The organism is Nocardia sp. NPDC050712, assembly GCF_040654295.1.
Lineage (GTDB): Bacteria > Actinomycetota > Actinomycetes > Mycobacteriales > Mycobacteriaceae > Nocardia.
In genome coordinates this window covers 2,050,916-2,073,048 of the sequence record NZ_JBFAHT010000002.1, presented here as the reverse complement: position 1 = coordinate 2,073,048, position 22,133 = coordinate 2,050,916, and the positions used below count along the sequence as shown (strand labels likewise).

Sequence of the window (22,133 nt, the reverse complement as noted above, 5' to 3'; positions counted from 1 at the left end):
GCAGTACCTTGGGCCACCACCACTACGCCACCGACCGCGACGATCTCGAGGAAACCGCGGTCATCGACATCCCCGCAGGTGTTTTCGATGACGAGGCGGCGCCTTCCGAGTTGGCAGACCCCGACGACGACCAGGAGCCCGACGAGGACCAGGAGTCGATGCCGGTGCTGCGCCGGTGGCAGGCCAGGATCAGCGACTACGCCCACCGCGGCGATGCCCGCCGTCATCTGCCCTACGCCGTGGTCTCGGCGGTCGCGACGGTCGCGGTGTGCGGAATCTGTGTCGCAGCGGCGCTGTCCGGCCATACCGATGACGCCGAGTCGTTGCCGGAGCCGACGAGTACATACAGTATCGGCGACATCTTCGATCCCCTGCTGGGTAGTGCCGGGCAGACTGTCGAACCGCTGCCGTCTGATCCCGGCTCGGTTCCTAGCGACCTGTCCCTACCGGTTGAGGAGCAGAACCCCTACGAGGTCCCCTACGAGTCGATCGAGTCCACCACGATCACCGACACCGCGCCGGTCGACCCGAATGCCGAGCCCTCGACGACCGACACCTTCATCCCGGCAGAGACCGCATCGACCGCCCTGCCCGAGACCACCGCCCCCGCCGGGCCGAGTGTTTCCCTCCAAGCCGGCATCTCGCTGCCGCCTTATCCGCCACAGCAGACCGGCACCGCCGCGCTTGATCCCACCTCTTCCCCGGGCACCGTGGTCGTCCCGGCTGAGACGAGCTCGCTGCCACCGTCCACAGTCACCGTGATCATCACACCGCCCACGGCCACGACGGTGGCGAAGGCACCCTCGGCGGCGCCTGCGGCCGGTTGCGCGACGCCATCGACGAGCACCCCGGCCGCCCCGACTACCTCTGCGTCGAAAACCGCTGTGCCCCAACGTGCTACGGCAGTCGCGACGACCAAGAAGCCGCCCGTGCCGACGACCACCCGCGCCTGCAGATAGCCACGGAGCACGGAATGAACAGTCGAACTGCCCCCAGGAGACCAGGGGCTGCAACAGTGAGCGACAGCGGCATCGGCCGATCAGCCGCGCGAGGCCGTTACGCCGCGGCCATCGGTAGGGGGTGCTGATGCCCGCGGTGGCGATAGTCGCCCTCACCGGGGCCCGGCGGGGAGCGAGCGCGTCGCGACCTCGCAGGCTCCCGGGGCCGGGGGCTGGCCGCGGCCCGCTACCTGTGCGCCTCGGGCGGTGATCTGGCCACCTATCGCGGCTGGAGCAGGGCGATCGTTTCCTGCAATCACTCGGATGCCTATGTCCGCCAACTGTATTCGGCGGCAGGCGCATTGAGCAGCTGAGGCCTGTCTCGGGCATTCTCTCGGCCTCGCGCCCGTTGGGCGTCGCGACTACGGGCGTCGCCGCGACCCTGGTTCCCGGGCACGCGGAGTGCTTCTGCGATGGCACTCTGGGCAGGTCGTCTGAGCTCTTATCCGGATCCGGTCAGCTGCGCAGAGCGTGCAGCCGCAGGGCGACCTGCAGCTGCAGGGCGCGGTCGGGGGAGTCCCAGCCGGTCCCGAGGATGGACTCCACGCGGTCGAGGCGTTTGAGCAGGGTGTTGACGTGCACGTGCAGGGCGCCCGCTGTGCGGGTCAGGTTGGTGCCGTGGTGGAAGTACGCCGTCAGGGTGGCCACGAGCTGGGTCGCGCGGCGTTGGTCGTGGTCGAGCAGGGGCTGGATCGAGTCGGTGAGGAAACGGTCGAGGTCGCGCGAGCGGTCGGGGTCGAAGAGCAGGGCGAACATGCCGTACTGGTCGGTCGTTGCACCCGCGTCGTTCACCCCCAGCGACGCCATCAGGGCACAGCAGCGGCTTGCGAGGTCGAACGCGCGACCCCAACCGTGGTGGGTGACCCGCTCGGCTACCACGCGCACTTCAGTGCCCAGCTCGCGTCGCAGGCGCGCGTGCACCGCCCTTGCCAGCTCACCCGCCTCGGTGCCCCCGGCGAGCAAGGTCGCCCGGCCGAGGTGCTCGCCGGCCAGCCCTCCCCACTCGCCCGAGAGGGCGTGCAGCCGACGGCCGACCTCGGCTGAGGTTCTGGCCGAGCACTCGGCTACCAGCAGCACCTCGAGCGCGGCGATGTCGATGCCACGGACCTGGGCGCGGGCGCGCTGGGTGGCGCCCAGCGGGGTCGCCGACACCAGAAGCTCGGTCAGTAGCTCTCCGCTGACGCGCTCCTCGGCCGCCGCGACGGCGGTCTCCTTGAGGAAGAGCAGCCCCGTGATCTGCGCTGCCCGTTCGAGTGTGCGGACGTCGAGAGCGCTCGGCCGGTCCGACCGAGTCAGTAGCAGCGCGCCCAGGTGGGAATCCCCTGCCTGGATCGCCGCGGCGCTGTGCCACAGGCCCGTGCTGTCGGTCGTGGTCGCCCAGCGGCCGGACCGGCGGGCCTGCTCGACCGCATCGGGGAAGGCGCGCTCGGTCGGATGACCCACTGCGTCGTGATGGCACCGCGCGACGACGGTGCCGGTCCGGTCGAAGACGGTGACCGCACCGTGCAGGTGCTCGACGAGCAGCCCGGCGACCTCGGCCGCGCCACCGCCGGTGAGCACCAGGTGAGCCAGGGATTCGTGGGCGGCTTGTGCGCGCTCCATCACCTCGACCTGTTGCTCGATCGTTCGATAGGCCGCTCGTAGCTGCTCGAGAGCCGAGCGCGACTCGTCGTAGAGGCGGGCGTTGTCGAGGGCGAGGGCCGCGTGGTCGGCGAAGGCGCTGAGCAGGGCCACCTCGTCGTGCGCGAAGGGTCGCTCGGTGCGGTCGGCCGCGAAGAGTACCCCGATGACCTCTTCGCCGACCAGCAGCGGCACCCCCAGCAGTGCCACCATTCCCTCGGGCAGGACGAGGTCGTCGAAGCCCTGGTCGTGCCGCACGTCGCGAGTCTGCAGGTAATTGCTGACCCATGCCGGTGCCCCGGTCGCGATGACCCGCCCGCCGACGCCGGACCCGGCGGGCATGCTGGCGGTGGCGAAGCTCGGGGAGATGGTGCCCTGGGATGCGGTCACGGTGAGCCCGCCATCGGGTCCGACCAGCGACAGGTAGGTGAAGTCGGTCCCGATCAGCTCGTGGGCCGCTCGCACGATCGAGGCGAGAACCTGGTCGACCTCTCCCAGGGCCGTCAGCGAGCGAGCGGTGGCGTAGAGCGAGCTCAGCTCTCGTTCGCGGCGCAGCCGGTAGGAGGTGAGGTCGGGGCTTTCGATGTGGTGCTCCCGATTCATCGTGATGTCCGCTCTTCCCTCGAAAGGTGGGAACTACCGACACCTTGCCGTCTGGATGGTGGAGGAATCATCCCTCTTCGCCGCCGATTCGGCCACCTATGTTCTAAGCACCGCATGTGGCACACGCCACAGATGGTGTCTTACGGCTCAGGAGTTCACATGCCCACCTTCCGGTTCGCGCACCTACTCAAGCTCATCGCCGTGCTGGCGAGCCTCGGTCTGGCCGCCGGGTGCGGCAGCGGCTCCCCGCAGGCGGATAGCTCGGGAGCCGTCGGGACCGCGAAAGGGAAGACCGTCGCGTTCGTCGGCTACGGCAAGGAAAACCCCTGGGGCGCGTACTTCAACCAGATCTTCATCGGCCGGCTCACTGGCCAAGGGGTGAACGTTCGCGATCTCACCTCGATGGACCCCGGCACGGCCGTGACGAACTTCAACCAGGCCGTGGCCGGCAAGCCGGACATGATCGTGACCGCGCTGCTGGACACCTCGGCCATGGTGGTCCCGATCAAGAAGGCCAAGCAGGCACGGATTCCGGTGCTCGTCTTCGACGGCCGTCCCGACCCGGCCAACGAAGCCGACGTGCTCCAGGTGCTTTCCGACAACGCCGCGCTCGGGACCGCCGCGGCCACGAACCTGGTGGAGGGATTGCAGGCCCAAGGTAAAGACTCCGGCGCGGTTTTCGTAATCACCGGCACCGCCTCGGGCTTCGTCGCGCAGGACCGCATGCAGGCTTTCACGCAGGAGATGGCCAAATACCCTGCCTACAAGGTGATCGATGTCCAGGACGGGAATTGGGATCCCGCGCTGACCGGCAAGATCGCCACGCAGCTGTTCGCCAAGTACGGCTGCTCGGGGGTGCAAGGCGCCTACGGGATGGCCGACTACACGGCGCTGGCAATCATCGCCGCGGCCAAGCAGGCCGGTTGCGCTCTCGGGGGCAAGGACGGCCTGATCGTCACCAGTAGCAACTGCTTCAAGGCCGGTATCGAGGCCATCAAGGCCGGCACGCTCTACGGCACCGCGACCGAGGACCCCGGCACGATCGCCGGTCAGACCGCCGATTACGTACTGCGCTACTTCAGGGGGCAGAACCCGCCCGCGAAGGAAAGTGTCAAAGAGCAGCGTGTCACCAAGGCCAACCTCGCGCTGCTGGAGTCCCAGTGCAGCAACGCGTGATGGTCGAGCCGGCCGCGCAGGCCGGCCCCGCGCCCCTGGTGCGGGTGCAGGGCCTGGCCAAGAGCTATGGCGGCACCCGCGCGGTGCGGTCCGCGTCATTCGGCATCGCTGCCGGGGAGATCCACGCTCTGTGCGGCCACAACGGAGCGGGCAAGAGCACCGTGGTGAAGATGCTCTCCGGGCAGCAGCGCCCGGACTCGGGCACCATCCATCTCGGTGCGCAGTCCCTGGAGCTGCGCAGCCGGCAGGTGGCCCAGCGCCAGGGCGTGGCCTTGGTCGATCAGGAGCTCAGTGTCGTCACCGCTTTGACGGTCGCGGAGAATCTCATGCTCGGGGATCGCCGGACTCGGTGGGTCAATCATCGACGCGCCAGTGCGTCCCGATTCCGGACGCTGCTCGACAGCGTCGGGCTCGAACACGTCGGCCTCGACCAACCGTTGGCGCAGCTGGGCATCGGTGAGCGGCAGCTCGTCGAGATCGCCCGCGCTCTCGGACAGGACGCCCGCCTGATCATCCTCGACGAGCCGACCGCAACGCTCAGCGACGTCGAGAGTGCCTATGTCTACGCCTCGGTGCGCAAGGTGGCCGAGGCCGGGCGTGCGGTGCTGTTCGTCTCGCACCGGCTCGGCGAGGTGCTGGCGCTGTGTGACCAGGTCACGGTGATGCGCGATGGCGAGGTCGTAGTGACCCGGCCCGCCGCGGAGTTCACCGTCGACTCCCTGATCCACGACATGCTCGGCGATGCTCCCCAGCATCCGCAGAAGCGGACCGCCGAGGAGGTCAGCGACGAGGTCGTCCTGGCGGTGTCGGGACTGCAGGTCCCCGGCCGGGTGCACGAATTCGGTCTGTCCCTGCGGCCCGGACGGGTGTACGCGGTGGCCGGGCAGCTCGGCTCGGGTGCCTCCGAGGTGCTGCGCACTCTGGCCGGGCTCGTACCCGAGGCGAGGGCACGGGTTGTTCTCGACGGGACCCCCCTGCGCCTCGCGAGTCCCGGGGCCTCGGTCCGCGCCGGCATCGCGTTCGTGTCCAATGACCGCAAGGCCGAGGGCCTGTTCCTCGACCAGCCGATCAGCTGGAACCTGCTGGCCACACGGCTACCGTCGATCACCCGCGCGGGGCTGGTCAGCCGGCGTCGGTGGACCTCGGCGCTGGGGTCGCTGGTGGAGCTCTGCGGCCTCGACCGCCACCGAGCCGGACACCCCGTGCGCTCGCTGAGCGGGGGCAACCAGCAGAAAGTCTTCGTAGGCCGCTGCCTGGGGCGCGAGGACGTGCGCGTGCTGCTGCTCGACGAGCCGACTCGCGGGGTGGACGTCGGTGGCCGCGCGGCCATCCACGCCTTGATTCGCGACGCCGCGGACGCCGGGATGACGGTGCTGTTCAGCTCGACCGAGCTCGAGGAGCTGCTCGATCTCGCCGACGTTGTCGTGACCATGCACAAGGGGGTCGTCGTGGCGCGCCACGAGAGCACCACCGCAGGCGCGGTCCTGCTGCGCGAGATGACCCACGGTGGCGCGAGCGGCCCGGTGGCCCAATCATGACCGCCATATCGACTCCGTTGCGGGGAGAACCTGGGCCGCGGCGCCGGCAGCGTTCGATCAGCGAGCTCGTCACCGACGTTCTCGTCGTGGCGGCGGTCGTGGCCGTCGTGGTCGTCGGTCTGCGGACCGAGCGCTTCCTGACGGTGGCCAACACCAAGGCGATTCTCACTTCGGCGAGCCTGGTGGGCATCGCCGCGCTGGGGCTGACGCTGATCATGATCGGTGGCGCGGCGGTCTCGCTGGCGGTCTCGCAGACCGTGGCAGCGGCCGGCATGGTGTTCCTGGCCGCGCAATCCCTGGGACTGGTGCCGGCCTTGGTGCTCGCCGTCGTGGTGGGCTCGCTGCTGACCGGTGTTCAAGGTGCTGTCGTGGGCTACGCGGGCGCCAACCCGGTGGTGCTGACCATCGCCGCCGGCTTCGCCATCGCGGGCCTGGCCGTGGGCATCAGCGGGGGAGAGTCGGTAGATCCGTCCGGCACGGGCTACGACCTGCTCAACGCCACCCCGGCGGGCGTCCCGCTGTGCGTGTTCGTCCTCGTGGCGCTGGCCCTGCTCGTCGAATGGGTGCTGCGGCGGAGCGCCTTCGGGCGCACGCTCTACCTGGTCGGGGAGAATCGTCCGGCTGCTCGCGCCGCGGGCCTGCCGGTCGGGCCCACCACGACCGTGGCGTGGCTGGTAGCGGGAGCGCTGTTCGCCGTGACCGCGGCTTTCACCGCTTCCTTCAACACCGCGGCCAACGTCAACCTCGGAGGCACCCTGACCTTCGATGCGATCGCCGCCGTCTTGGCCGGGGGCACGCCGATCTCCGGTGGTCGGGGCTCGGCGCTGCATACTTTGGCCGGGGCGGTGCTCATCTCGGCGGTCTCCGACATCTTGCTGTTGCGCGGCTATTCCACCGGTGTGCAGGTATTGGTGAAAGGACTCATCGTCTTGGCGGTCGTCGTACTGGTCTACCTGCGAGCGAGAGGACGGCGCTCATGAACCTCGCACGTCTGAAACGACCCGAAGCGTTGCTGCCCGCCACGGCGTTCGCGCTCACCGCGGTCGCGTTCCTGGCGATCCCGACCTACACGGACTCGGGGCCGGCCGTCTTCGACGTGTACAACACTCTGCAGATATTCGCGCGGCTCGGCCTGCTCGCCCTGGCCCTCGGGCTCACGATGATCGTCGGGGAGTTCGACCTTTCGGTCGTGGGCATCTACGCCCTGGGTGGCATGCTGGCGGTGCAGGCCGGCCAGCAGCACTGGCTCCACGGCGTCCTCGTGGCCGTGGCGGCGGGCGCGGTCATCGGGCTGGTGCAGGGCGTCATCATCGCCGGTCTGCAGATCCCATCGATGCCGGTCACGCTCGCGACCTACATCGCCCTCCTGGGCTTGACCAGTGCCTTATCGGGCGGGCTGACCAAAACCTACGCCAACATCGAGGTCACGCTGTGGGTCGATGAGCCGGTGCTGCAGATCTTCTCCCCGCGCAGCCTCATTACTCTCGCCCTGTTCGTGCTGGCGGCCGTGGTGCTGGGCTGTACCCGATGGGGGCGCGAACTGCGCGCCATCGGCGGCGATCGGCGCGCGAGCCGGGTCGCCGGCGTGCGTGTCGAGTGGCTGCTGGTCGGAACGTTCGTGGCCTCCGGAGTGCTCGCGGCGCTCGGGGGCTCGCTGCTCAGCTTCAGTCTCGCCTCGGCCAACCCCGATCCCGGGGTACAGCCGTTGATCCTGGCCGCCGCCGCGGCGTTGCTCGGCGGGGTCTCCCTCGCCGGCGGGCGCGGGACACCGCTGGGCCTGCTCGGCGGGATCGCGGCCGTCTGCCTGCTGAGCTCCATCGTCACCGTGGCGGCCCTGCCGGGCCACCTCGCCCAACTGTTCTACGCAGGCCTGCTCGCCGTCATCGTCGTCGTCGACGCTCCGGACCTGCGAGACACGGTGGTGGCGCTGCGCACCCGTCTGGCATCTCCGGACATCCACGTCCCCGCGACCACCGAGACCTAGGAACCGCTGTGGCTGAACTATCTGTGATCTTCTCCGACCTGCGCTTCCCCGAGGGAGCCCGCTGGCGCGAGGGCCATCTCTGGTTCTCCGACATGCACACCGGACAGGTGTTCCGCTCCGACCCTATCGGCCGGACGTTGCAGGAGGTCGTAGTCGTCGACGACCAGCCGTCGGGCTTGGGCTGGCTGCCCGACGGCTCACTGTTGATCAGCTGCATGCTCGACCGCGTTGTGCGACGTCTCGATGTGTCGGGCACGTTGAGCGACTTCGCGGACTTGTCGGCACTGACCTCCGCGCCCATCAACGACCTCGTCACCGACGAGTCGGGGCGGACGTTCGTCGGCGGGTTCGGCTACGACCTGTACGCCGACGCGCCTCAGCGGCCCGGACCGATCTTCGGCGTCGACCCCGAGGGCAGCGCGACCCTGCTGGAAAAGGACATGGTCTTCCCGAACGGTTCGGTCCTGCTCCCCGGTACCTCGACGCTCGTGGTGGCCGAGACCTGGGCCGCGCGGCTGACAGCGTTCGACGTCGACGACCACGGAGCTCTCACCCACAAGCGGGTCTGGGCCGAACTGCCCCCGGGCTCCACCCCCGACGGCATCTGCGTCGACGCCGCAGCCGGAGTGTGGGTGTCCTCCATCGCCACCGGGCAATTCCTGCGCGTCGAGGCGGGTGGCCGCATCACCGACACGATCGAGGTTCCGGGGCGGTGCGCCACGGACTGCGTGCTCGGTGGACCCGACGGGCAGACACTGTTCCTGCTCACCTCCAACAGCTGGCAGCCGCCCGAAACCACCTCGCGTATGGGGCGGGTCGAGGCTGTCGAGGTCGAGATTCCGGCCTGAGGCGCGAAGGTCTGAGCCGACCTAGCGCTCCCAGCCGCGTTCGGCCGGCGCCTGCCGTCGGCAGCGGGATGCCGCGATCGGCGAAGGCGAAGCCCGCGCGAGCCAACCTGGTGAGCATCGGCCCGGGCGGTGAAATCGTGGTGGTCAGTCACCCACCGGCAGCCATTCGATCGTTTGGAACGCCTGGTCGACCTACGGTCCTCGGCGCGCAATTTCTGTGGCTCCGTTGATATCCGAGCGGCTCGCCGGGCTGAGCTGCTCGGGTCGGAGGCTCACCGGACTTGAACCGGTCATGGTCATCTCCGATATTGCCCGCACGAGTACCAATGGCATTGCAATGAAGCAGCTTTCAGGCCGCAGCGAGCTGAGGCGCGATCTCCTCCCGCGCGGTCAGGCCATTTTCGACGATGTCGGTGCCGGCGCGGACCGACCTGTGTACGGTGGCCGTCGGTGCATCAGCCTGGTAAGTGGTTGCGCCAGTCCAGTTTACGGGATTGCGAGAAGGGGGTTTCATTCATGGCCGATGGTGCAGTCGTGGAGATGCGATTCGGCGACGTCGACGTGCTGGTGGAAACGGTGAGGGCGACAGTCGTCGGCTCGGAACCCACCGCGGCGGGCGGGCCGTCGAGGGGAGTTGTGGACGCGCTCGAACGTGCTCGTGAGGTAATCGTCGCGGCGGCGACCTCCACCGCACACACGATCCAGCAGTTGGGTGCGGCTACGCGACCGGATCGGGTGGAAATGGAGTTCGGGCTCGGGTTCTCGTTGAAGGGCAACGTGATCGTGGCCAGCGGGTCCGCCGACGCCACCCTGAAGGTCAAGCTCGTCTACGAAGCACACGCTGTAGACGCCCAGCAATGACCGGCCCGGACACTGCCTCGTCCCCTCAGCAGCCGGATCAGCGAGTGCCGGGGTACCTGGGGCGAATCCTGTACACCACCGGCGCGCCCGCGGGAACGTGCTTCCAGGCAGCACCTGGGATTCTGGTGACGGCAGCGCACGTGCTGCACGAGGTCGCCGCGGGATATAAGACCGCGACGGTACGGGTCGATGCGTTGTCCGGGGGGATGCCGGCGTTCGAAGCCGTAGTCGTCGAGTTCGACGAGGTTCATGACCTGGCGGTGCTCACTTCTCCAGTGGTCCTGTCGGATTCGGTGCCGGGATGGGGTGCGACCGATTTCGTCGGGGTGCGAACCGAGACAGTGATCACCGGGGTATCCGCCGTGCCCGACCCTCGCCACGATTACCGGTACCTCGATGCGCCCGGTACCTGGTCGGGCGGGACGATGCGCGATGATCAGGTCCGGCTGGGACGGTTGGAATCCCGGTCAGTGATGCGGGGGATGAGCGGCGGCCCGGTCCGCCGCAGGGCCGATGGCTACATCGTCGGCATAGTTTCGGCACGCTACAACGCCGCGGACGGGTGGGGGCGCGACAGCGTCTTCGTCGCACGCGTCGAGGATCTCGAGCCCCTGCTATCCAAATTCGTCAAGTTCGAAGTTGTTCGAAGTCCGGCGTCCGAGGAAAGACCGCCGCGGCTCGAGGTCGGCATCATCCCGGCACCGCCGATGGGCGGGTTCGTCGAGCGCGCCGAAATTCTCGGCAAATTGGCGGCCATGCTGGATTCGTCTCGGGTCGCGGTGATGTGTGCTGCGCTGACCGGGATGCGCGGGGTCGGAAAGACGCACTGCGCCGCGGCGTATGCGCGCGAGGCCACGCAGTACGACCTGGTGGGCTGGATACCGGCCGAGAGCCCAGGAGACCTGGTCCTAGGGCTCGCCGCGGTGGCCGAACGCTGCGAGTGCGCAGACCCGCACGGCGATTCATATGAATCGGCGCTGCGGCTCGGCGAGCACCTGGCCCGTGCACAGCGCCGCACGCTGCTGGTATTCGACAACGCGACAGATCCGGACGAGGTGCGCCGGTGGCTGCCCACGTCTCATCTGGTCGACGTCGTCATCACCAGCACCGACCAGAATTTCACGAACATTGGGGAGCGGGTCGAGGTCGGCACCTTCACCCGTCAACAATCAATCGACTTTCTGATCGATCGCACCGGGTGCCGCGACCGCCTGCACGCCGATCTGATCGCCGACCGCGTCGGTGATCTGGCCCTGGCATTGGCCTCTGCTGCCGCGACAGTGCGGTCGAGTGCAATCGATCTTCGGGAGTACCTGAAACGGTTCGACAAATATCCACTCAAACGCGTACTGCCGCGCCTGCCCGGTGCTGGCTACCCGCACCCGACCGCGACAGCGCTGCTCATGGCCGTGGAGAGTATCGAGGCCGCGGATCCCAGTGGCTTCTCGGCTCGACTTCTCGAGACCATCGCTTACCTGTCGCCGGACGGTGTGCGTCGTGACCTGCTCGTCGGCGCGGCGCGGGACCTGTCGGCCGCCGACGATCTGGCAGTCGAGGACGGTTTGCAGGCCTGCGTCGACCGATCCACGCTGACCTGGTCTCGCTCGGGTGAGGACGTGATCATGCACCGGCTGACGGGCCGAGTGATCCGCGACCGCGCTGAGGCCGCCGGCCGTGGTGACACCGCCCGCCGATCGGCGGCGGACCTGCTGGAACGCTATCTAGGCGCGCACGGTCGGCACGGTGGGCTCGATCGCGACACCACCCACCGTCTGGTGGACAATATCGAGGCCTTTTGGTCGACCGCGATCGAGGAACGCGACGACGAGGACGGCTCAACCGACAAGCCTGGTGACCGACGAGATGACTGAGCACGCGGAACGTCGTCGGGCAGTGGTGTTGCGGTCGAACAGCGTGCGGCTGTTGACCGAGCACGGTGAACTGGTGCGCGCGACCGATATCGGCGAAGATCTCGTCCGGTGCGCCGAAAAGATGCTCGGCGGCCGTGATCCCGACACACTCACCGCCAAACACGATCTGGGCAGCGCCCACTTGGCGGCCGGGCGTTTCCTGGACGCGACGCAGGTGCTCAGCAGTGTGCGGGAAGGACGCGAGAGCGTGCTCGGTGCGCTGGCGCCGGAGACGCTACGCACCCGCCATCAGCTTGCTATCTCGCGTGGTAGGCAAGGCGGTGCGGCCAATCTTGCCGCGGCGGTCGCCGAGCTCGAAGCGGTACTCGCTCAGCGGATCCGTGATCTGGGCGAGGCAGATCCCGAGACGCTGACCACCAAAGCCGACTTCGTTTTCTGGCGTGCCGAATACGACGGTGATGCCGGCGCCGCGGTCGAGGGATTCGTCGATGTGCTGGAGTCTCGAATCCGTGTCCTCGAACCAGACCACCCCGATCTGCGTACCACCCGGGGCAATCTCGCGATGTGGCGGTACCGACAGGGTGATCTGGCAGGTGCGATCCGGGATGGCAAGATCGCGGTCGATGACAGTCGAGAAGTTCTCGGCGACCTGCACCCGACCACCCTGGCATTCTGGAACAACCTTGCCGCTTGGTACGAGGTGGACGGTCAGACCGACAGGGCGGTCGCGGAGTTCAGGAAGCTGCTGCCCCGGCTGCGCCAAGTGCACGGCGAACGTCACATGGCACCCCTGATCACCCGGCTGAATCTCACGAGAATTCAAGGCAATTCGGGTGACGTCGACGGTGCACGCACCGAGCTGACCCAACTGGTCCCGGTGTTCGACGACGTCTTCGGCACGGACAATCCGCTGACCTTCATGTGCAGGGGTGGTCTGGAATACTGGAACGCGCGGGCGGGAGACACTTCGGCGGCGGCGCGACTCGGAGATCTGGAGGCGGCCGCGACTCGCGCTCTGGGCGAGAACAACCAAGCCGTGAGCTCGATTCGGCAACAACTCCGCTCGCTCGGCGCCGAGAAATAGACCTAGATTTCGAGGTCGCCCGCGCGGCGGGACGTCCTGGGAAGCCAGGGGAGGGGCGCGGATCCAGTAACCACCCCTCGAACATAGGTTCGAGGGGTGGTTGTATCGTCTGCCCATGGTCGAGGTAGCCACGGATGACGCACGCCGAAGTCTGGAGCAGGTTCGCGCTCAACTGCTCGACGCGGCGGCCTTCGGGAAACACCTGAATGCGGCGCAGTTGGAGAACGCGGCCCGCAAGATCGCCTACGCGCTGCGCGTCTACGGCAGTCCTGACTGAAGGGCTGCCCGGGGACGCGCCTGTGGTGGGCTATCCCGTGTGCATGGCCTGCGGCCCGGCGCGCACGACAAAAAAGGTAGCTGTGAATATGCTGACTGTGTGATATCAGCGCCGGCACCGATGCTGGCCGTCGCGGGACGGCCACCGGACACCGCCAGGTGGGCGATCGAGATGAAATGGGACGGCGCCCGCGCGCTCGCGATCACCGATGGCCAGAACTGCCGCCTGTTCAGTCGAAACCGCCGTGAATTCACCACCTCCTTCCCTGAGCTGGCTGCCGCTATCGCTATGGCCGCCCGCGGCCGCAAGCTGATCCTGGACGGCGAAGTCCTCGCGCAAGTACCCTCTGGCGCGCCCTCTTTCGGTTTGCTGCAACGTCGCCTGCATGTGCGACCCGATGCGGGGTTGATCTCTTCGGTGCCGGTGCAGTGGTACGGCTTCGACATACTCTCGATCGACGACCACGACGTGGCGGGGTTGCCCTACCTCACCCGCCGCGAGATCCTCGAGGACCTGAACCTGGGTGGCGGGCTGGTGAGCGTGCCGCCGCACTGGCTCGGGGTGGAGGCCGAACGGATGCTCGCCCTGGCCGCCGAGCATCATCTCGAGGGGATTGTGTCCAAGCAGGTCGAGTCGGCCTACTATCCGGGGCGGCGCTCTCCGTCGTGGGTCAAGACCGCGCTGCGGCGCACGGCCGAGGTGATCGTGGCCGGCTGGACTCCGGGTGCCGGGATGATGTCGCAGACCTTCGGCTCGCTGGTGCTCGGCGCGCACACACCGGACGGGCGTCTGGTCTACATCGGGAACGTGGGCACCGGATTCACGCTGGCCGCGCGCCGCCAGCTGCGCGCACGCCTGGAAATCCTCATCGAACCGGTGCCGCCGTTCGACCTCGGACCGAACGGCCGCGGCGGCGGTGTCGTGACCTGGGTGCGCCCGGAAGTGGTCGGTGAGGTCGAGTACCGAGAGTTCACCGGCGAGGGGTTGCGGCATCCGAGCTGGCGGGGCTTGCGTGCTGACAAAGATCCTGGCGCGGTCAAGGTGCCATTGTTGGCGTAGGCAAACCAACACTGGATCGGACTTTGTTCGGGACGTTTCTCCAGTTGGCGGGCCGGCGTATTGATCTGACCTCATGCCGATTCGCGCCGAGCCTCGAGCGACCGCCGAACACCGGCAACCAGGATGCGCGCCAGCACGCAGCAGGCGGCGATCCCGGCACCGATCAACCACGCCTGGACATTCGCATCGGCCACCGCGACCAGAGCGGCCAGACCTTGCCAGGCGGCGGGCCTCGCGTCGAATGCCGAACGGCGGGGATCGCCATCGGAACTTGTTGTGCTGCTGCGCATTCGAGTCACATCCTTTGGAACTGTGGATCGGGACAAGCCCTGTCCTCAGATGCTCCCGCGACGCCGCGGCGTTCGGTAGCGACCGGATTCGAACACTGCGGATCCGGACCTACTCGCCACCGGAGCGAACAACGACGGATCGCAACGGGCAACCACGGATACTGAATGGGCGTCACCCACCAGGAGGCTCAGGTGCCACCCGCTCGCCGCCCACTCGATCCACGTCTGCCGACCGACAACTTCGCGCTGGCGCTGCGCGACCTGCATCGCAGCGCGGGCCGGCCGAAGTATCGGATTCTCGCAGCGACCATCAACGCCAGCAACGCCACGGTCTCGGCCATCCTCAACGGCCACCGATTCCCGTCCTGGGAACAGACCAAAGGATTCGTCCAAGCCTGCGACGGCGATCTGGTGCAGTGGAAGCGTCTGTGGACCCACGCCGACCTCGCGCGCGCCACGAACGCCGCCGACTACAGTCGGCCGCCGACTCTCCCGCCTGCGAGCTTGACCCCGGTCACTGGCGCCGATTTCTACGCCGCGATGCTGGCCGAGATTCGCCGTGCGCGGTACCGAATCATGACCAGCTACATCAGATTACGACCGCCCTCCTATTTTCTCGGCTTCACCGACGAGCGCACCAGCCGGGTCGCCGGCGCATATTTCGAGGAGGTCGTCGCGTGGGCGTCCGGACCCGGTCGCCGATCAGTGCGCCGGGTCATCGCCACACCCAACGAGGAAATGCGGCAGTGGGCGCGCGAGTTGGCGGACGCGACCGCCGATCAACCGAACCATCGCATACACCTCATCGACTGGCCCCTATCCGCCGACGGGGTCAACTTCGCGATCTTCGACGACACCGTTGCCTTCCTTGCGTTCACGACCGGAACCACCCAGCAGCTCAGTGGATTCCGTATCGAGGAACCCGCCTTCGTCCACGGCGCGATCGGGTACTTCGAACAGCTATGGCTGGCCGGGCGCGCGCTTCCGGCGTGAGGCCCCGGACCGCGGGATTCGGTCCGCTTGTGATCGTCTGAATCGGACCGGGGCAGGGTTGCTTCGCAGACCGTGGTGCGCGCGGCGCTACCGGATCGAAGTCGGCGAAACCGTTCGGTCCTCATATACATTTCCGGATTTCCCGGGCGACGTCCGGCGATAGACTCGAGGTCGGTCTATTCGCTTTCGGGCCAAGGAATCTCATGACAAGCAAAGAAGAAGTGCCCGGTGCTCAGCCGCGGAAAGCACGCGTGACGGTCAAGGGCAAGTTCACAATGATCTCGGCGACCTCGCGCAGCGCGGGAACAGGAGCGACACATACCCAAACCGATGCCCCTGCAAGCCAAGCCAGAGCGGTCGAACAGGCGCCCACGACCCCGGAGGCCGGGGCACATATGCAGTGGCTGGGGTCCACGACGGTCCGCTCCGCGCTGGCGGAACCGAGCATCAAGGCGCAGTGGTCGCCGCACAAGGATTGGTCGGTCACCGTCCGCGATAAAAAGCTGAACCACTTCACGGCTTTCGATTGGGACCCCGAGCATCCCTATATCTGGCGTTTCACCAGTCTGCCGTCGACAGAATTGGTCTCGATCACCGCCAACACCGGTTTCGCGACGATAATCCAATTGATCGGCGAGCACAGCGGCGGCAACATGAAGACCGATCCCCGGGTACGCACCTCGTCGTTCTGCCGCAACATCGGCGCCCTGCTCGGGGTCGCGGCCTCGGCGGGCGGCGACAAGAAGGTGCTCAACATCATCAACCGGACGCCGTATCTGTGCCGGATCGATCTCACCACCCTTCCGGCCAGGGGTATCACGGCAGCACCAGCGCTGTACCGGGCGATCAGCCTGTTCGAGACCGAATACGTCCTGGTGCCGACCCCGGCGAAGACGTACTACCTCGCCGATACCGGACATGTCCCAGGCGGTGCGGGCTGCCTGGACGCGGTGCTGTTCAACAATCCGTTCTACGGCTGCATCGACCCCGGCGGGACTTTCCGCCCCTTCCTGGTCGGCGATGACCTGAGCATCAGTCTCGAGTCCGACCTGTTCATCAAACCCGCGGGAGACTTCGCGCGGGCCGCCCAGGAACTGCCGCCGATCACGCCAGAAGCAAGGGTGCAGAACGTCCTGGATCTCGATCCCGGCGATGTCGTTCGGATCGTGTGCTACGCCCAGGCGGTATCCGAAGTCGCCGGCAAACTCGCTGCCCTGGTCTTGAACAAAGACCCGATGCTGCTGGGCAAGACCATGGAGCATGCGGCCAAGTACGCGGCCGATGTGGATGCCCGCTACAATGAACTACTTTCGACGCTGTACTGATCATTAACTGCGTGCGTTGATACAGCGAGCTGCGGGCAGCCGCTCATGCCGGGGCTCGATCCGGTTCAGGTGCCCGCGCGAGCGATTCAGGCTTTGCAGAGCAGCACCGACGCAGGCAACAGAGCCGAACAGATTACTGCGGAACCGCCCTTGCGCGCCTACGCCACCACCCCCTGACCCGCTGGCCACAGCTACCTACCCGGCGCGTCGAGTGACGAAGTCGAACTCGAGGTATTGCTCCGCGGCGGAGGGGACGTGCGTGAGGGTGAGGTCGGCGAGGTTGCCCTGGTCGGTTTGCACACAGAGGTGGCTGCCTGGGAGCAGGCGATAGACATCGTCCAGGGTCTGCTTCCAAGCGATCGGCGGAATGTCGGTGCATCGCTCGGCACCGGTGTCCGCGGGCGGCACCGCGAAGCGGGCATGGCCGTCGGTCATGGCGTTGAGTGAGTCGCCGGTTTTCGACGGGCTCATGTCGACGCCGGGCTGATTCTGATCGCGCACCTGACCGTTGTCCAAGTCGATACCCTCGACATTGATGAGTCTGGCGTGCCCCTGAGCCAGAAGTGTGACAGGGCGCGATGTCTCGGTCGAGGGAGTCGGGCGCGTGGTCGGCTGCGGCGCGGTGCCGGACGCGGAGTCCGGGCCCGAGCACTGGGCGACTGCGAAGACGATGAGTGCGACCGCAACGCTCACGACGCCTGCCGCGCCACCGACCGCCGTCCAGAAGTGGGTGGAGCCGAACCTGTTGCCCGCGGCGGGCGCCGGCGTCGGATCGTTCTGGGGCATCTACTCCTCCTGTTTGCGACTGGAGTCGAAACCTGAAGTGTACGAACGCACCTCAATATTGCAGAGGTTGTCCCCGCGACTGTGGGACAGGACGACCATACATAGCCGGCCGCTATATCGTGCGGGTTCGGCGATGATGGATCAATCTCCGAGCGTTGCTACCGGTGTGCACGTCGCGGCCGTCCAGATCGGTTGGCTGGCAAGGCTTTCCCAAGCGCACCCATGTGCGGGTCAGGTCCTGGCGCGAGTCTCGGAAGTCGTCCTCGCCATGCCGGGTGCGGCATTGGAGATATCAGATCGAGTAGCTCCGAACAGGGCTGCTCGGTTTGGATTCATCCCTGGAAAGATATCCAATGCGGAAAGCGATGCATTTCGAATGAAGTATGCGGCGCCAGTTCAGTGCAGCGTCGCGGGAAACCGCTTCGGCAAGAACTCATAGCGTTTCGCGGTGATACGACGGACTCGGCTGTCCGGTGTCAGTGCCAGGCTCGCCAGCGCGCGGTCCACGACCAACTCCCAGCGCGTCGGTGCGTCCCAACCGCCGTCGACCAGGATCTGGCCCACCTGTTCGGCGGTGCCGACGCCCAAGTGGCCCGAACCCCTTTCCAGCACCTCCGAGATCAGCTGTTTGGCTTTGCCGATCGACTCGATCGGAGCGGCCCGATAGTAGCCGTTGCCGAACTCCAGCACTCCGCTGTCGGGGTGTGCGGCCAGATCGCGCAGGATCGCTTCGACCTTGTCGACACCGTCGGCGCGCGGCTTCCATCCGTCCTTGTGCAGCAGTTCCGTCATCTGCGCTGGTGTGTGCGTTTCCTTCGCGTGCCGGTGCACCATCACCATGATCCGGTCTTCCAGATCCAGCATTGACGTGCTCGGTTTCGGATGGGCGGATCCGCTGCGCGGGCTCCGTTGCCGAGCTGTCCGCCGCGCCGCCGAGAGCCGCTCCGGGTGCTGATCGGGTGGCGGGCATTCGAGACCGCTCTGAATCTCCTGCATGCGTGCGCACAGGGCCGCCAACTGCGGATCCGGCTCCAAATGGGCGCCCATCGCGGTCAATGCGTCGAAGTAGTTGCATAGATTCGTCAGATCGGCTTTGACCTGCTGTACGCGTTCGCCGGCCACCGCATCGAGGGGAGTCCTCGCCGGCGCTGTGTCCGAATCAGGCGTCGAATCCACGCTGCGTAACCTCTCATTGTCGAAACCGATTCTGTTCGGCGCATATCCGACCACATCGACCGGGTTGTCGCGAGGCGGCGCGCCGCACTCTCGGCGCAAAAATATGGCAGCGGGCATTCAGCTGCGACGATGAGATCGAGTGCTGGATAACCGAGTTGGGGTTCCCCCGCAATGCTCTCGAATTCGACCGCTATATGCCAGAACGATCTCTTTCGTTATCGACCGCGGTGGACGGCCTGATGAACTCGGCGATGGCCGGTAGTTCGGGCCGGTATCCCGCTGTGGTGTCGACGGACAGTTCCGCGACCTCCCTCTGCACGGGCACGAAGGTGTTGGTCGTGAGAGCGCGGTCGTTGTGTGCTCTGCGGTGGGGATCGGTTCGAAGTCGCCGGGCTATCCGGTCGTGCCGGATCTCCGCGGCTGCCGTGCAGTGGATGACTCGGACTTCGGCGAACTCGGTCAGCGGTGGCATGTGGGGCCGAGGCGTTCGTTGCTCGCTGGTTAACGACCGTTGGGTGATTCGTCGTTGATCACGCCCGGCGCGCACTTGATCATTGATCGTCTACCAAAACATTCAGAAAGGTTGGTTTCGAAGTTCGCCGTCGGCCACCATTCGCTGTCTCGAACCGAGAGTTTGAATCATGCTCACCCCCATCGCCTATGGCCTTGCCGTCTTCCTCGTCGTCTTCGTCCTGCTCATCGGAGCACGTTTCCTGCTGACCCCGCAGTCGGCCGCGGTCGGCTTCGGAGTTCCCGCCGAGCCGGACGGCGACACGGCTTACTTGACCGTGAAAGGGTTGCGTGACTTCACCTCTGGCGTCATCGTGCTGCGTCATGGCGGAACGAAAGCCACCGCCTTCGGCATCCACTTCGCCACCGCTGTGGTCGTGCTGATCAGCGCGGCCCTTCTCTTCATCGCCTGAAACGGAGGAGCCGTTATGAAGAAGCTCTATAACGCCGCGCACATCTACATGATTGTCGGCCTGGTCAGCGGCCTCTACTACCGCGAAATCACGAAACTCAACGACTTCACCGGCGACTCCCAGCTGGGGCTGGTCCACACCCATCTCCTGGCCCTCGGCATGCTGTTCTTCCTGATCGTCTTGGCGCTGGAGAAGATGTTCACCCTCACGGCGAACAGGTTGTTCAATCCGTTCTTCTGGACCTACAACGCCGGCCTCGCCCTGACCGTCACAGTGATGATCATTCGTGGCACCCGAACGGTCCTCGGTCACGAAACCAGTGAAGTAGCAGCCCATTTCGCCGGAGGCGGCCACATCATCCTCACCATCGGACTGGTCCTGTTCTTCATCGCCCTGGGCAAACGCATCACCGAAACCACCCCGCCCGTCCCGGCAGCGGCGGCAGTGGTGCGGAACCAGGGGATACCTGCAACGCCTGGATCATGAGTGCGGCGAAGCGCCGGGTGGCCGCGAGGCGTGCGGCCGGTGTGGTCGCCTGAATGCCGTTGTTGGCCATGATCATCAGGATGAGGTCGTCGAGCATGATGTCGGGGCGCAGGCGCCCGGTGTCCTTGGCGCGGCGGATCAGTTCGGCGGCAGCGGTCAGCGAGGCGGTGCGGATCGCGGCGAAATCCAGCGCGTGGGGGTAGGTGGACATGAAGGCCGCGGTGAAACCGTGGTCGCGCGCTTGCAACTCGAAGAGCTGCTCGATCGCGTGGCAGAAGCCATGCCAGGGATCGGGGTCGGCGAGCCCGTCCTCCACCAGGGAACGGCAGGCCAGCATCTGATCGGTGAACGCCTGCGCGACCAGTACCTCCTTGGTCGGAAAGTGGCGGTACAGGGTCGCGGGCCCCACCCCGGCGCGGCGGGCGACCTCGCGCATCGGCACGTCCAGGCCGGCGCTGACGAATACCGTACGAGCGGCCTCGAGGATGCGTTCGCGATTGTCCCGAGCATCCGAACGCGTTGCCTGAGGCAAATGAGCAGTCACCACTCTCACTTTAGCTAAACGGACGGGGGCGTCCGTTACGGTCCGCTGGTTGGTTCCGATCGAGGAGAGTACGGAGAAACTGGTGCGAGCAGTGATGGTTCAGGCATTCGGCGGCCCCGAGGTGCTCACGGTCGTCGACCTTCCCGACCCGCGTCCGGGCGCCGGGCAGGTGGTGGTCACCACCGAGGCGATCGGCGTCGGCGGCGTCGACGCCCTGATTCGCGGCGGCGCGCTGGCCGCGTATGGCATCACGCCCGGTCACGTCCTCGGCAGTGAAGTCGCGGGCACTGTGACCGAGGTCGGTGCGGGTGTCGACACCAGCTGGGTCGGGCAGCGGGTGTGGGCATTCACCGGGGAAAGCGGCGGCTACGCCGAACAGGCCGTTGCCTCGGCCGAGACGCTCGTCCCCATCCCCGCCGAGCTGTCGGCCGTCGCCGCGGTGACGCTCGGTAGTTCGGCGATGGTCGCGCACTTCGCCCTGCGGCACGCGCACTTCGCTCGCGGGGAGTCGGTGCTGGTGCGGGGCGCGGCCGGCGGCATCGGGGTCGCGGCGGTCCAGATCGCCGCTCGTGGCGGCGCCGGTGCGGTGGCGGTCACGACATCCTCGCCCGAGCGTGGCGAGCGGTTGCGTGAACTCGGTGCGACGCATGTGCTGGATCGGCTCGGCGCGGGTGCGTCCGACGCTCCCGCGCACTACGACGTCATCATCGATATCGTCGCCGGTGCGGGGCTGCCGTCCTTCTTCGGCCGGCTCGCGCCGAACGGTCGGATGGTGGTCGTCGGCGTGATGGCGGGGCCGCCGCCCGCCGACTTCGGGATGGAGATGGTCGCGGCGTTCCGGAAGTCGATGTCGTTCGCCACCTTCAGTGCCGACACCGTGCCCATGGTCGAGCGCCGCGCCGCGACCGCCGAGATCTTCGCTGCTGCCGGTCGTGGTGAGCTGGAAGCTGTTGTGCACGAACAGCTTCCCCTCGAGCAGGCTGTTCGTGCGCACGAAATGATGGACGCTGGCGAGGTGTTGGGCAGGGTCGCGCTTACCGTGTCGCGGAGCTAGCCGCTCCCTGTCCGTCTACCTGGAGAGATCACTGGGCTACCTGCGGCGCGCAATAGGCCGCCCGAACCGGCTTCGCGGCGATTACAGCACGCGCGAACCGGTTCGGGCGAGGGGAATACTCAGCGCTCGCTGTCGAGGGTCAGCACGACCAGCGGCACTGCCCGGTCGATCTTGGACTGGAAGTCGGCCAGCAGGGGGTTGTTGGCCAGCACCCAGGCTGCGAACTCGTCGTATTCCGCACCTTCGAGGGCCTTGCCGGTCGCCTGGTAGGTCTTGTCGCGGAGCTCGACGGTGACCCGCGGATTCGCCTTGATGTTGTACCACCAGGCCGGGTACTTGTCCTCGATGAACGAGCTGATGTACATGGTGTCGTCCCGGTAGAGCGGGCCCAGGGGCGTGGTGTGCTGCTTGCCGCTCTTGGCGCCGGTGGTGGTGAGCAGGATGAGGTCGCCGCCCGCGTAGGCGCCGCCGACCTTGCCCGAGTTGTTGCGGAACTCGGTGATCACATCGTCGTTCCAGTTGGCGATGCTGCCCTCTTCGTCCCAGGCCTGGTTCCAGGGCGCGTTCGGATCGTTGTAGTCGGTGATGTCGGCCTGATCCTGCTGGCGGGCAGTCGATTCCGTGTTGCTCATGATTC

22 protein-coding genes are annotated in these 22,133 nt (G+C 66.9%); 16 read left to right on the top strand and 6 right to left on the bottom strand.

Features of this window, described 5'->3' with window-relative positions; genetic code table 11:
* Positions 1 to 8: 8 nt before the first annotated feature.
* Positions 9 to 959, top strand: coding sequence for a hypothetical protein (locus tag AB0H76_RS20495; RefSeq protein ID WP_357325959.1), 951 nt, complete (start codon positions 9 to 11; stop codon positions 957 to 959).
* Positions 960 to 1,454: 495 nt separating this feature from the next.
* On the opposite strand, the gene AB0H76_RS20490 is transcribed toward AB0H76_RS20495, so the two are convergent.
* Positions 1,455 to 3,221 (bottom strand): helix-turn-helix domain-containing protein, encoded by a 1,767-nt coding sequence (locus tag AB0H76_RS20490; protein WP_357325956.1) that lies wholly within the window; start codon positions 3,219 to 3,221, stop codon positions 1,455 to 1,457.
* 159 nt (positions 3,222 to 3,380) lie between these two features.
* On the opposite strand from AB0H76_RS20490, the gene AB0H76_RS20485 reads away from it, so the two are divergent.
* The 10 genes from AB0H76_RS20485 (at position 3,381) to ligD (ending at position 13,919) form a co-directional block, all read left to right on the top strand.
* The gene (locus AB0H76_RS20485) at positions 3,381 to 4,397 is read left to right on the top strand and encodes a sugar ABC transporter substrate-binding protein (protein ID WP_357325954.1); all 1,017 of its coding nucleotides are present in this window, start codon (positions 3,381 to 3,383) and stop codon (positions 4,395 to 4,397) included.
* A complete protein-coding gene (locus AB0H76_RS20480; RefSeq protein ID WP_357325951.1) occupies positions 4,382 to 5,935 on the top strand; it encodes a sugar ABC transporter ATP-binding protein in 1,554 nt (517 codons plus the stop codon). The genes AB0H76_RS20485 and AB0H76_RS20480 overlap by 16 nt, the downstream gene beginning before the upstream one ends.
* Positions 5,932 to 6,915 (top strand): ABC transporter permease, encoded by a 984-nt coding sequence (locus tag AB0H76_RS20475; protein WP_357325948.1) that lies wholly within the window; start codon positions 5,932 to 5,934, stop codon positions 6,913 to 6,915. The genes AB0H76_RS20480 and AB0H76_RS20475 overlap by 4 nt, the downstream gene beginning before the upstream one ends.
* Positions 6,912 to 7,919, top strand: coding sequence for an ABC transporter permease (locus tag AB0H76_RS20470; protein WP_357325945.1), 1,008 nt, complete (start codon positions 6,912 to 6,914; stop codon positions 7,917 to 7,919). Before AB0H76_RS20475 ends, AB0H76_RS20470 begins: the two co-directional genes overlap by 4 nt.
* An 8-nt stretch (positions 7,920 to 7,927) precedes the next feature.
* Entirely contained in the window at positions 7,928 to 8,767 is an 840-nt protein-coding gene (locus tag AB0H76_RS20465; protein ID WP_357325942.1) for an SMP-30/gluconolactonase/LRE family protein, read from the top strand.
* 516 nt (positions 8,768 to 9,283) lie between these two features.
* Entirely contained in the window at positions 9,284 to 9,628 is a 345-nt protein-coding gene (locus AB0H76_RS20460; RefSeq protein ID WP_357325939.1) for a CU044_2847 family protein, read from the top strand.
* The gene (locus AB0H76_RS20455) at positions 9,625 to 11,499 is read left to right on the top strand and encodes a serine protease (RefSeq protein WP_357325937.1); all 1,875 of its coding nucleotides are present in this window, start codon (positions 9,625 to 9,627) and stop codon (positions 11,497 to 11,499) included. Before AB0H76_RS20460 ends, AB0H76_RS20455 begins: the two co-directional genes overlap by 4 nt.
* Positions 11,480 to 12,583 carry a tetratricopeptide repeat protein gene (locus AB0H76_RS20450; protein ID WP_357325934.1) on the top strand — a complete coding sequence of 368 codons (1,104 nt, stop codon included), beginning with the start codon at positions 11,480 to 11,482 and terminating at the stop codon, positions 12,581 to 12,583. Before AB0H76_RS20455 ends, AB0H76_RS20450 begins: the two co-directional genes overlap by 20 nt.
* Before the next feature lie 115 nt (positions 12,584 to 12,698).
* Positions 12,699 to 12,860, top strand: a complete 162-nt coding sequence (locus tag AB0H76_RS20445; RefSeq protein ID WP_357325931.1) for a DUF6374 family protein — start codon at positions 12,699 to 12,701, stop codon at positions 12,858 to 12,860.
* Between the two features lie 120 nt (positions 12,861 to 12,980).
* On the top strand, positions 12,981 to 13,919 hold the full coding sequence (gene ligD / locus AB0H76_RS20440) for a non-homologous end-joining DNA ligase (RefSeq protein ID WP_357325928.1): 939 nt from the start codon (positions 12,981 to 12,983) through the stop codon (positions 13,917 to 13,919).
* Positions 13,920 to 13,990: 71 nt separating this feature from the next.
* Here the strand turns inward: ligD and AB0H76_RS20435 are convergent, their stop codons facing one another.
* Entirely contained in the window at positions 13,991 to 14,209 is a 219-nt protein-coding gene (locus tag AB0H76_RS20435) for a hypothetical protein (protein WP_357325925.1), read from the bottom strand.
* Positions 14,210 to 14,374: 165 nt separating this feature from the next.
* Between AB0H76_RS20435 and AB0H76_RS20430 the strand changes: the two genes are divergently transcribed.
* Together AB0H76_RS20430 and AB0H76_RS20425 are read left to right on the top strand one after the other, a co-directional pair.
* Positions 14,375 to 15,202 (top strand): hypothetical protein, encoded by an 828-nt coding sequence (locus AB0H76_RS20430; protein WP_357325922.1) that lies wholly within the window; start codon positions 14,375 to 14,377, stop codon positions 15,200 to 15,202.
* Positions 15,203 to 15,453: 251 nt separating this feature from the next.
* Complete coding sequence (locus tag AB0H76_RS20425; protein WP_357325919.1) at positions 15,454 to 16,527, top strand: hypothetical protein; 1,074 nt, start codon at positions 15,454 to 15,456, stop codon at positions 16,525 to 16,527.
* A 195-nt stretch (positions 16,528 to 16,722) separates the two neighbouring features.
* Here the strand turns inward: AB0H76_RS20425 and AB0H76_RS20420 are convergent, their stop codons facing one another.
* Together AB0H76_RS20420 and AB0H76_RS20415 are read right to left on the bottom strand one after the other, a co-directional pair.
* Positions 16,723 to 17,313 (bottom strand): hypothetical protein, encoded by a 591-nt coding sequence (locus AB0H76_RS20420; RefSeq protein ID WP_357325916.1) that lies wholly within the window; start codon positions 17,311 to 17,313, stop codon positions 16,723 to 16,725.
* Positions 17,314 to 17,709: 396 nt separating this feature from the next.
* Positions 17,710 to 18,435, bottom strand: a complete 726-nt coding sequence (locus AB0H76_RS20415) for a hypothetical protein (RefSeq protein WP_357325913.1) — start codon at positions 18,433 to 18,435, stop codon at positions 17,710 to 17,712.
* A 695-nt stretch (positions 18,436 to 19,130) separates the two neighbouring features.
* On the opposite strand from AB0H76_RS20415, the gene AB0H76_RS20410 reads away from it, so the two are divergent.
* Positions 19,131 to 19,412, top strand: a complete 282-nt coding sequence (locus AB0H76_RS20410) for a DUF4267 domain-containing protein (RefSeq protein WP_357325911.1) — start codon at positions 19,131 to 19,133, stop codon at positions 19,410 to 19,412.
* A gap of 15 nt (positions 19,413 to 19,427) precedes the next feature.
* Positions 19,428 to 19,898 carry a DUF2871 domain-containing protein gene (locus AB0H76_RS20405; RefSeq protein ID WP_357325908.1) on the top strand — a complete coding sequence of 157 codons (471 nt, stop codon included), beginning with the start codon at positions 19,428 to 19,430 and terminating at the stop codon, positions 19,896 to 19,898.
* On the opposite strand, the gene AB0H76_RS20400 is transcribed toward AB0H76_RS20405, so the two are convergent.
* The gene (locus AB0H76_RS20400; RefSeq protein ID WP_357325905.1) at positions 19,819 to 20,442 is read right to left on the bottom strand and encodes a helix-turn-helix domain-containing protein; all 624 of its coding nucleotides are present in this window, start codon (positions 20,440 to 20,442) and stop codon (positions 19,819 to 19,821) included. The genes AB0H76_RS20405 and AB0H76_RS20400 overlap by 80 nt on opposite strands.
* A gap of 94 nt (positions 20,443 to 20,536) precedes the next feature.
* Here AB0H76_RS20400 and AB0H76_RS20395 point away from each other — a divergent pair, with 94 nt between their 5' ends.
* On the top strand, positions 20,537 to 21,496 hold the full coding sequence (locus AB0H76_RS20395) for a zinc-binding dehydrogenase (protein ID WP_357326274.1): 960 nt from the start codon (positions 20,537 to 20,539) through the stop codon (positions 21,494 to 21,496).
* A 119-nt stretch (positions 21,497 to 21,615) separates the two neighbouring features.
* On the opposite strand, the gene AB0H76_RS20390 is transcribed toward AB0H76_RS20395, so the two are convergent.
* Entirely contained in the window at positions 21,616 to 22,128 is a 513-nt protein-coding gene (locus tag AB0H76_RS20390) for a nitroreductase/quinone reductase family protein (protein WP_357325902.1), read from the bottom strand.
* Positions 22,129 to 22,133: the final 5 nt, after the last annotated feature.

Excerpts from the sequence above, each read along its gene's own strand:
- AB0H76_RS20490 (WP_357325956.1), bottom strand. The coding sequence starts at position 3,221 with ATGAATCGGGAGCACCACATCGAAAGCCCCGACCTCACCTCCTACCGG.
- AB0H76_RS20485 (WP_357325954.1), top strand. The coding sequence starts at position 3,381 with ATGCCCACCTTCCGGTTCGCGCACCTACTCAAGCTCATCGCCGTGCTG.
- AB0H76_RS20475 (WP_357325948.1), top strand. The coding sequence starts at position 5,932 with ATGACCGCCATATCGACTCCGTTGCGGGGAGAACCTGGGCCGCGGCGC.
- AB0H76_RS20470 (WP_357325945.1), top strand. The coding sequence starts at position 6,912 with ATGAACCTCGCACGTCTGAAACGACCCGAAGCGTTGCTGCCCGCCACG.
- AB0H76_RS20460 (WP_357325939.1), top strand. The coding sequence starts at position 9,284 with ATGGCCGATGGTGCAGTCGTGGAGATGCGATTCGGCGACGTCGACGTG.
- AB0H76_RS20455 (WP_357325937.1), top strand. The coding sequence starts at position 9,625 with ATGACCGGCCCGGACACTGCCTCGTCCCCTCAGCAGCCGGATCAGCGA.
- AB0H76_RS20445 (WP_357325931.1), top strand. The coding sequence starts at position 12,699 with ATGGTCGAGGTAGCCACGGATGACGCACGCCGAAGTCTGGAGCAGGTT.
- ligD (WP_357325928.1), top strand. The coding sequence starts at position 12,981 with ATGCTGGCCGTCGCGGGACGGCCACCGGACACCGCCAGGTGGGCGATC.
- AB0H76_RS20435 (WP_357325925.1), bottom strand. The coding sequence starts at position 14,209 with ATGCGCAGCAGCACAACAAGTTCCGATGGCGATCCCCGCCGTTCGGCA.
- AB0H76_RS20430 (WP_357325922.1), top strand. The coding sequence starts at position 14,375 with ATGGGCGTCACCCACCAGGAGGCTCAGGTGCCACCCGCTCGCCGCCCA.
- AB0H76_RS20420 (WP_357325916.1), bottom strand. The coding sequence starts at position 17,313 with ATGCCCCAGAACGATCCGACGCCGGCGCCCGCCGCGGGCAACAGGTTC.
- AB0H76_RS20410 (WP_357325911.1), top strand. The coding sequence starts at position 19,131 with ATGCTCACCCCCATCGCCTATGGCCTTGCCGTCTTCCTCGTCGTCTTC.
- AB0H76_RS20405 (WP_357325908.1), top strand. The coding sequence starts at position 19,428 with ATGAAGAAGCTCTATAACGCCGCGCACATCTACATGATTGTCGGCCTG.
- AB0H76_RS20395 (WP_357326274.1), top strand. The coding sequence starts at position 20,537 with ATGGTTCAGGCATTCGGCGGCCCCGAGGTGCTCACGGTCGTCGACCTT.
- AB0H76_RS20390 (WP_357325902.1), bottom strand. The coding sequence starts at position 22,128 with ATGAGCAACACGGAATCGACTGCCCGCCAGCAGGATCAGGCCGACATC.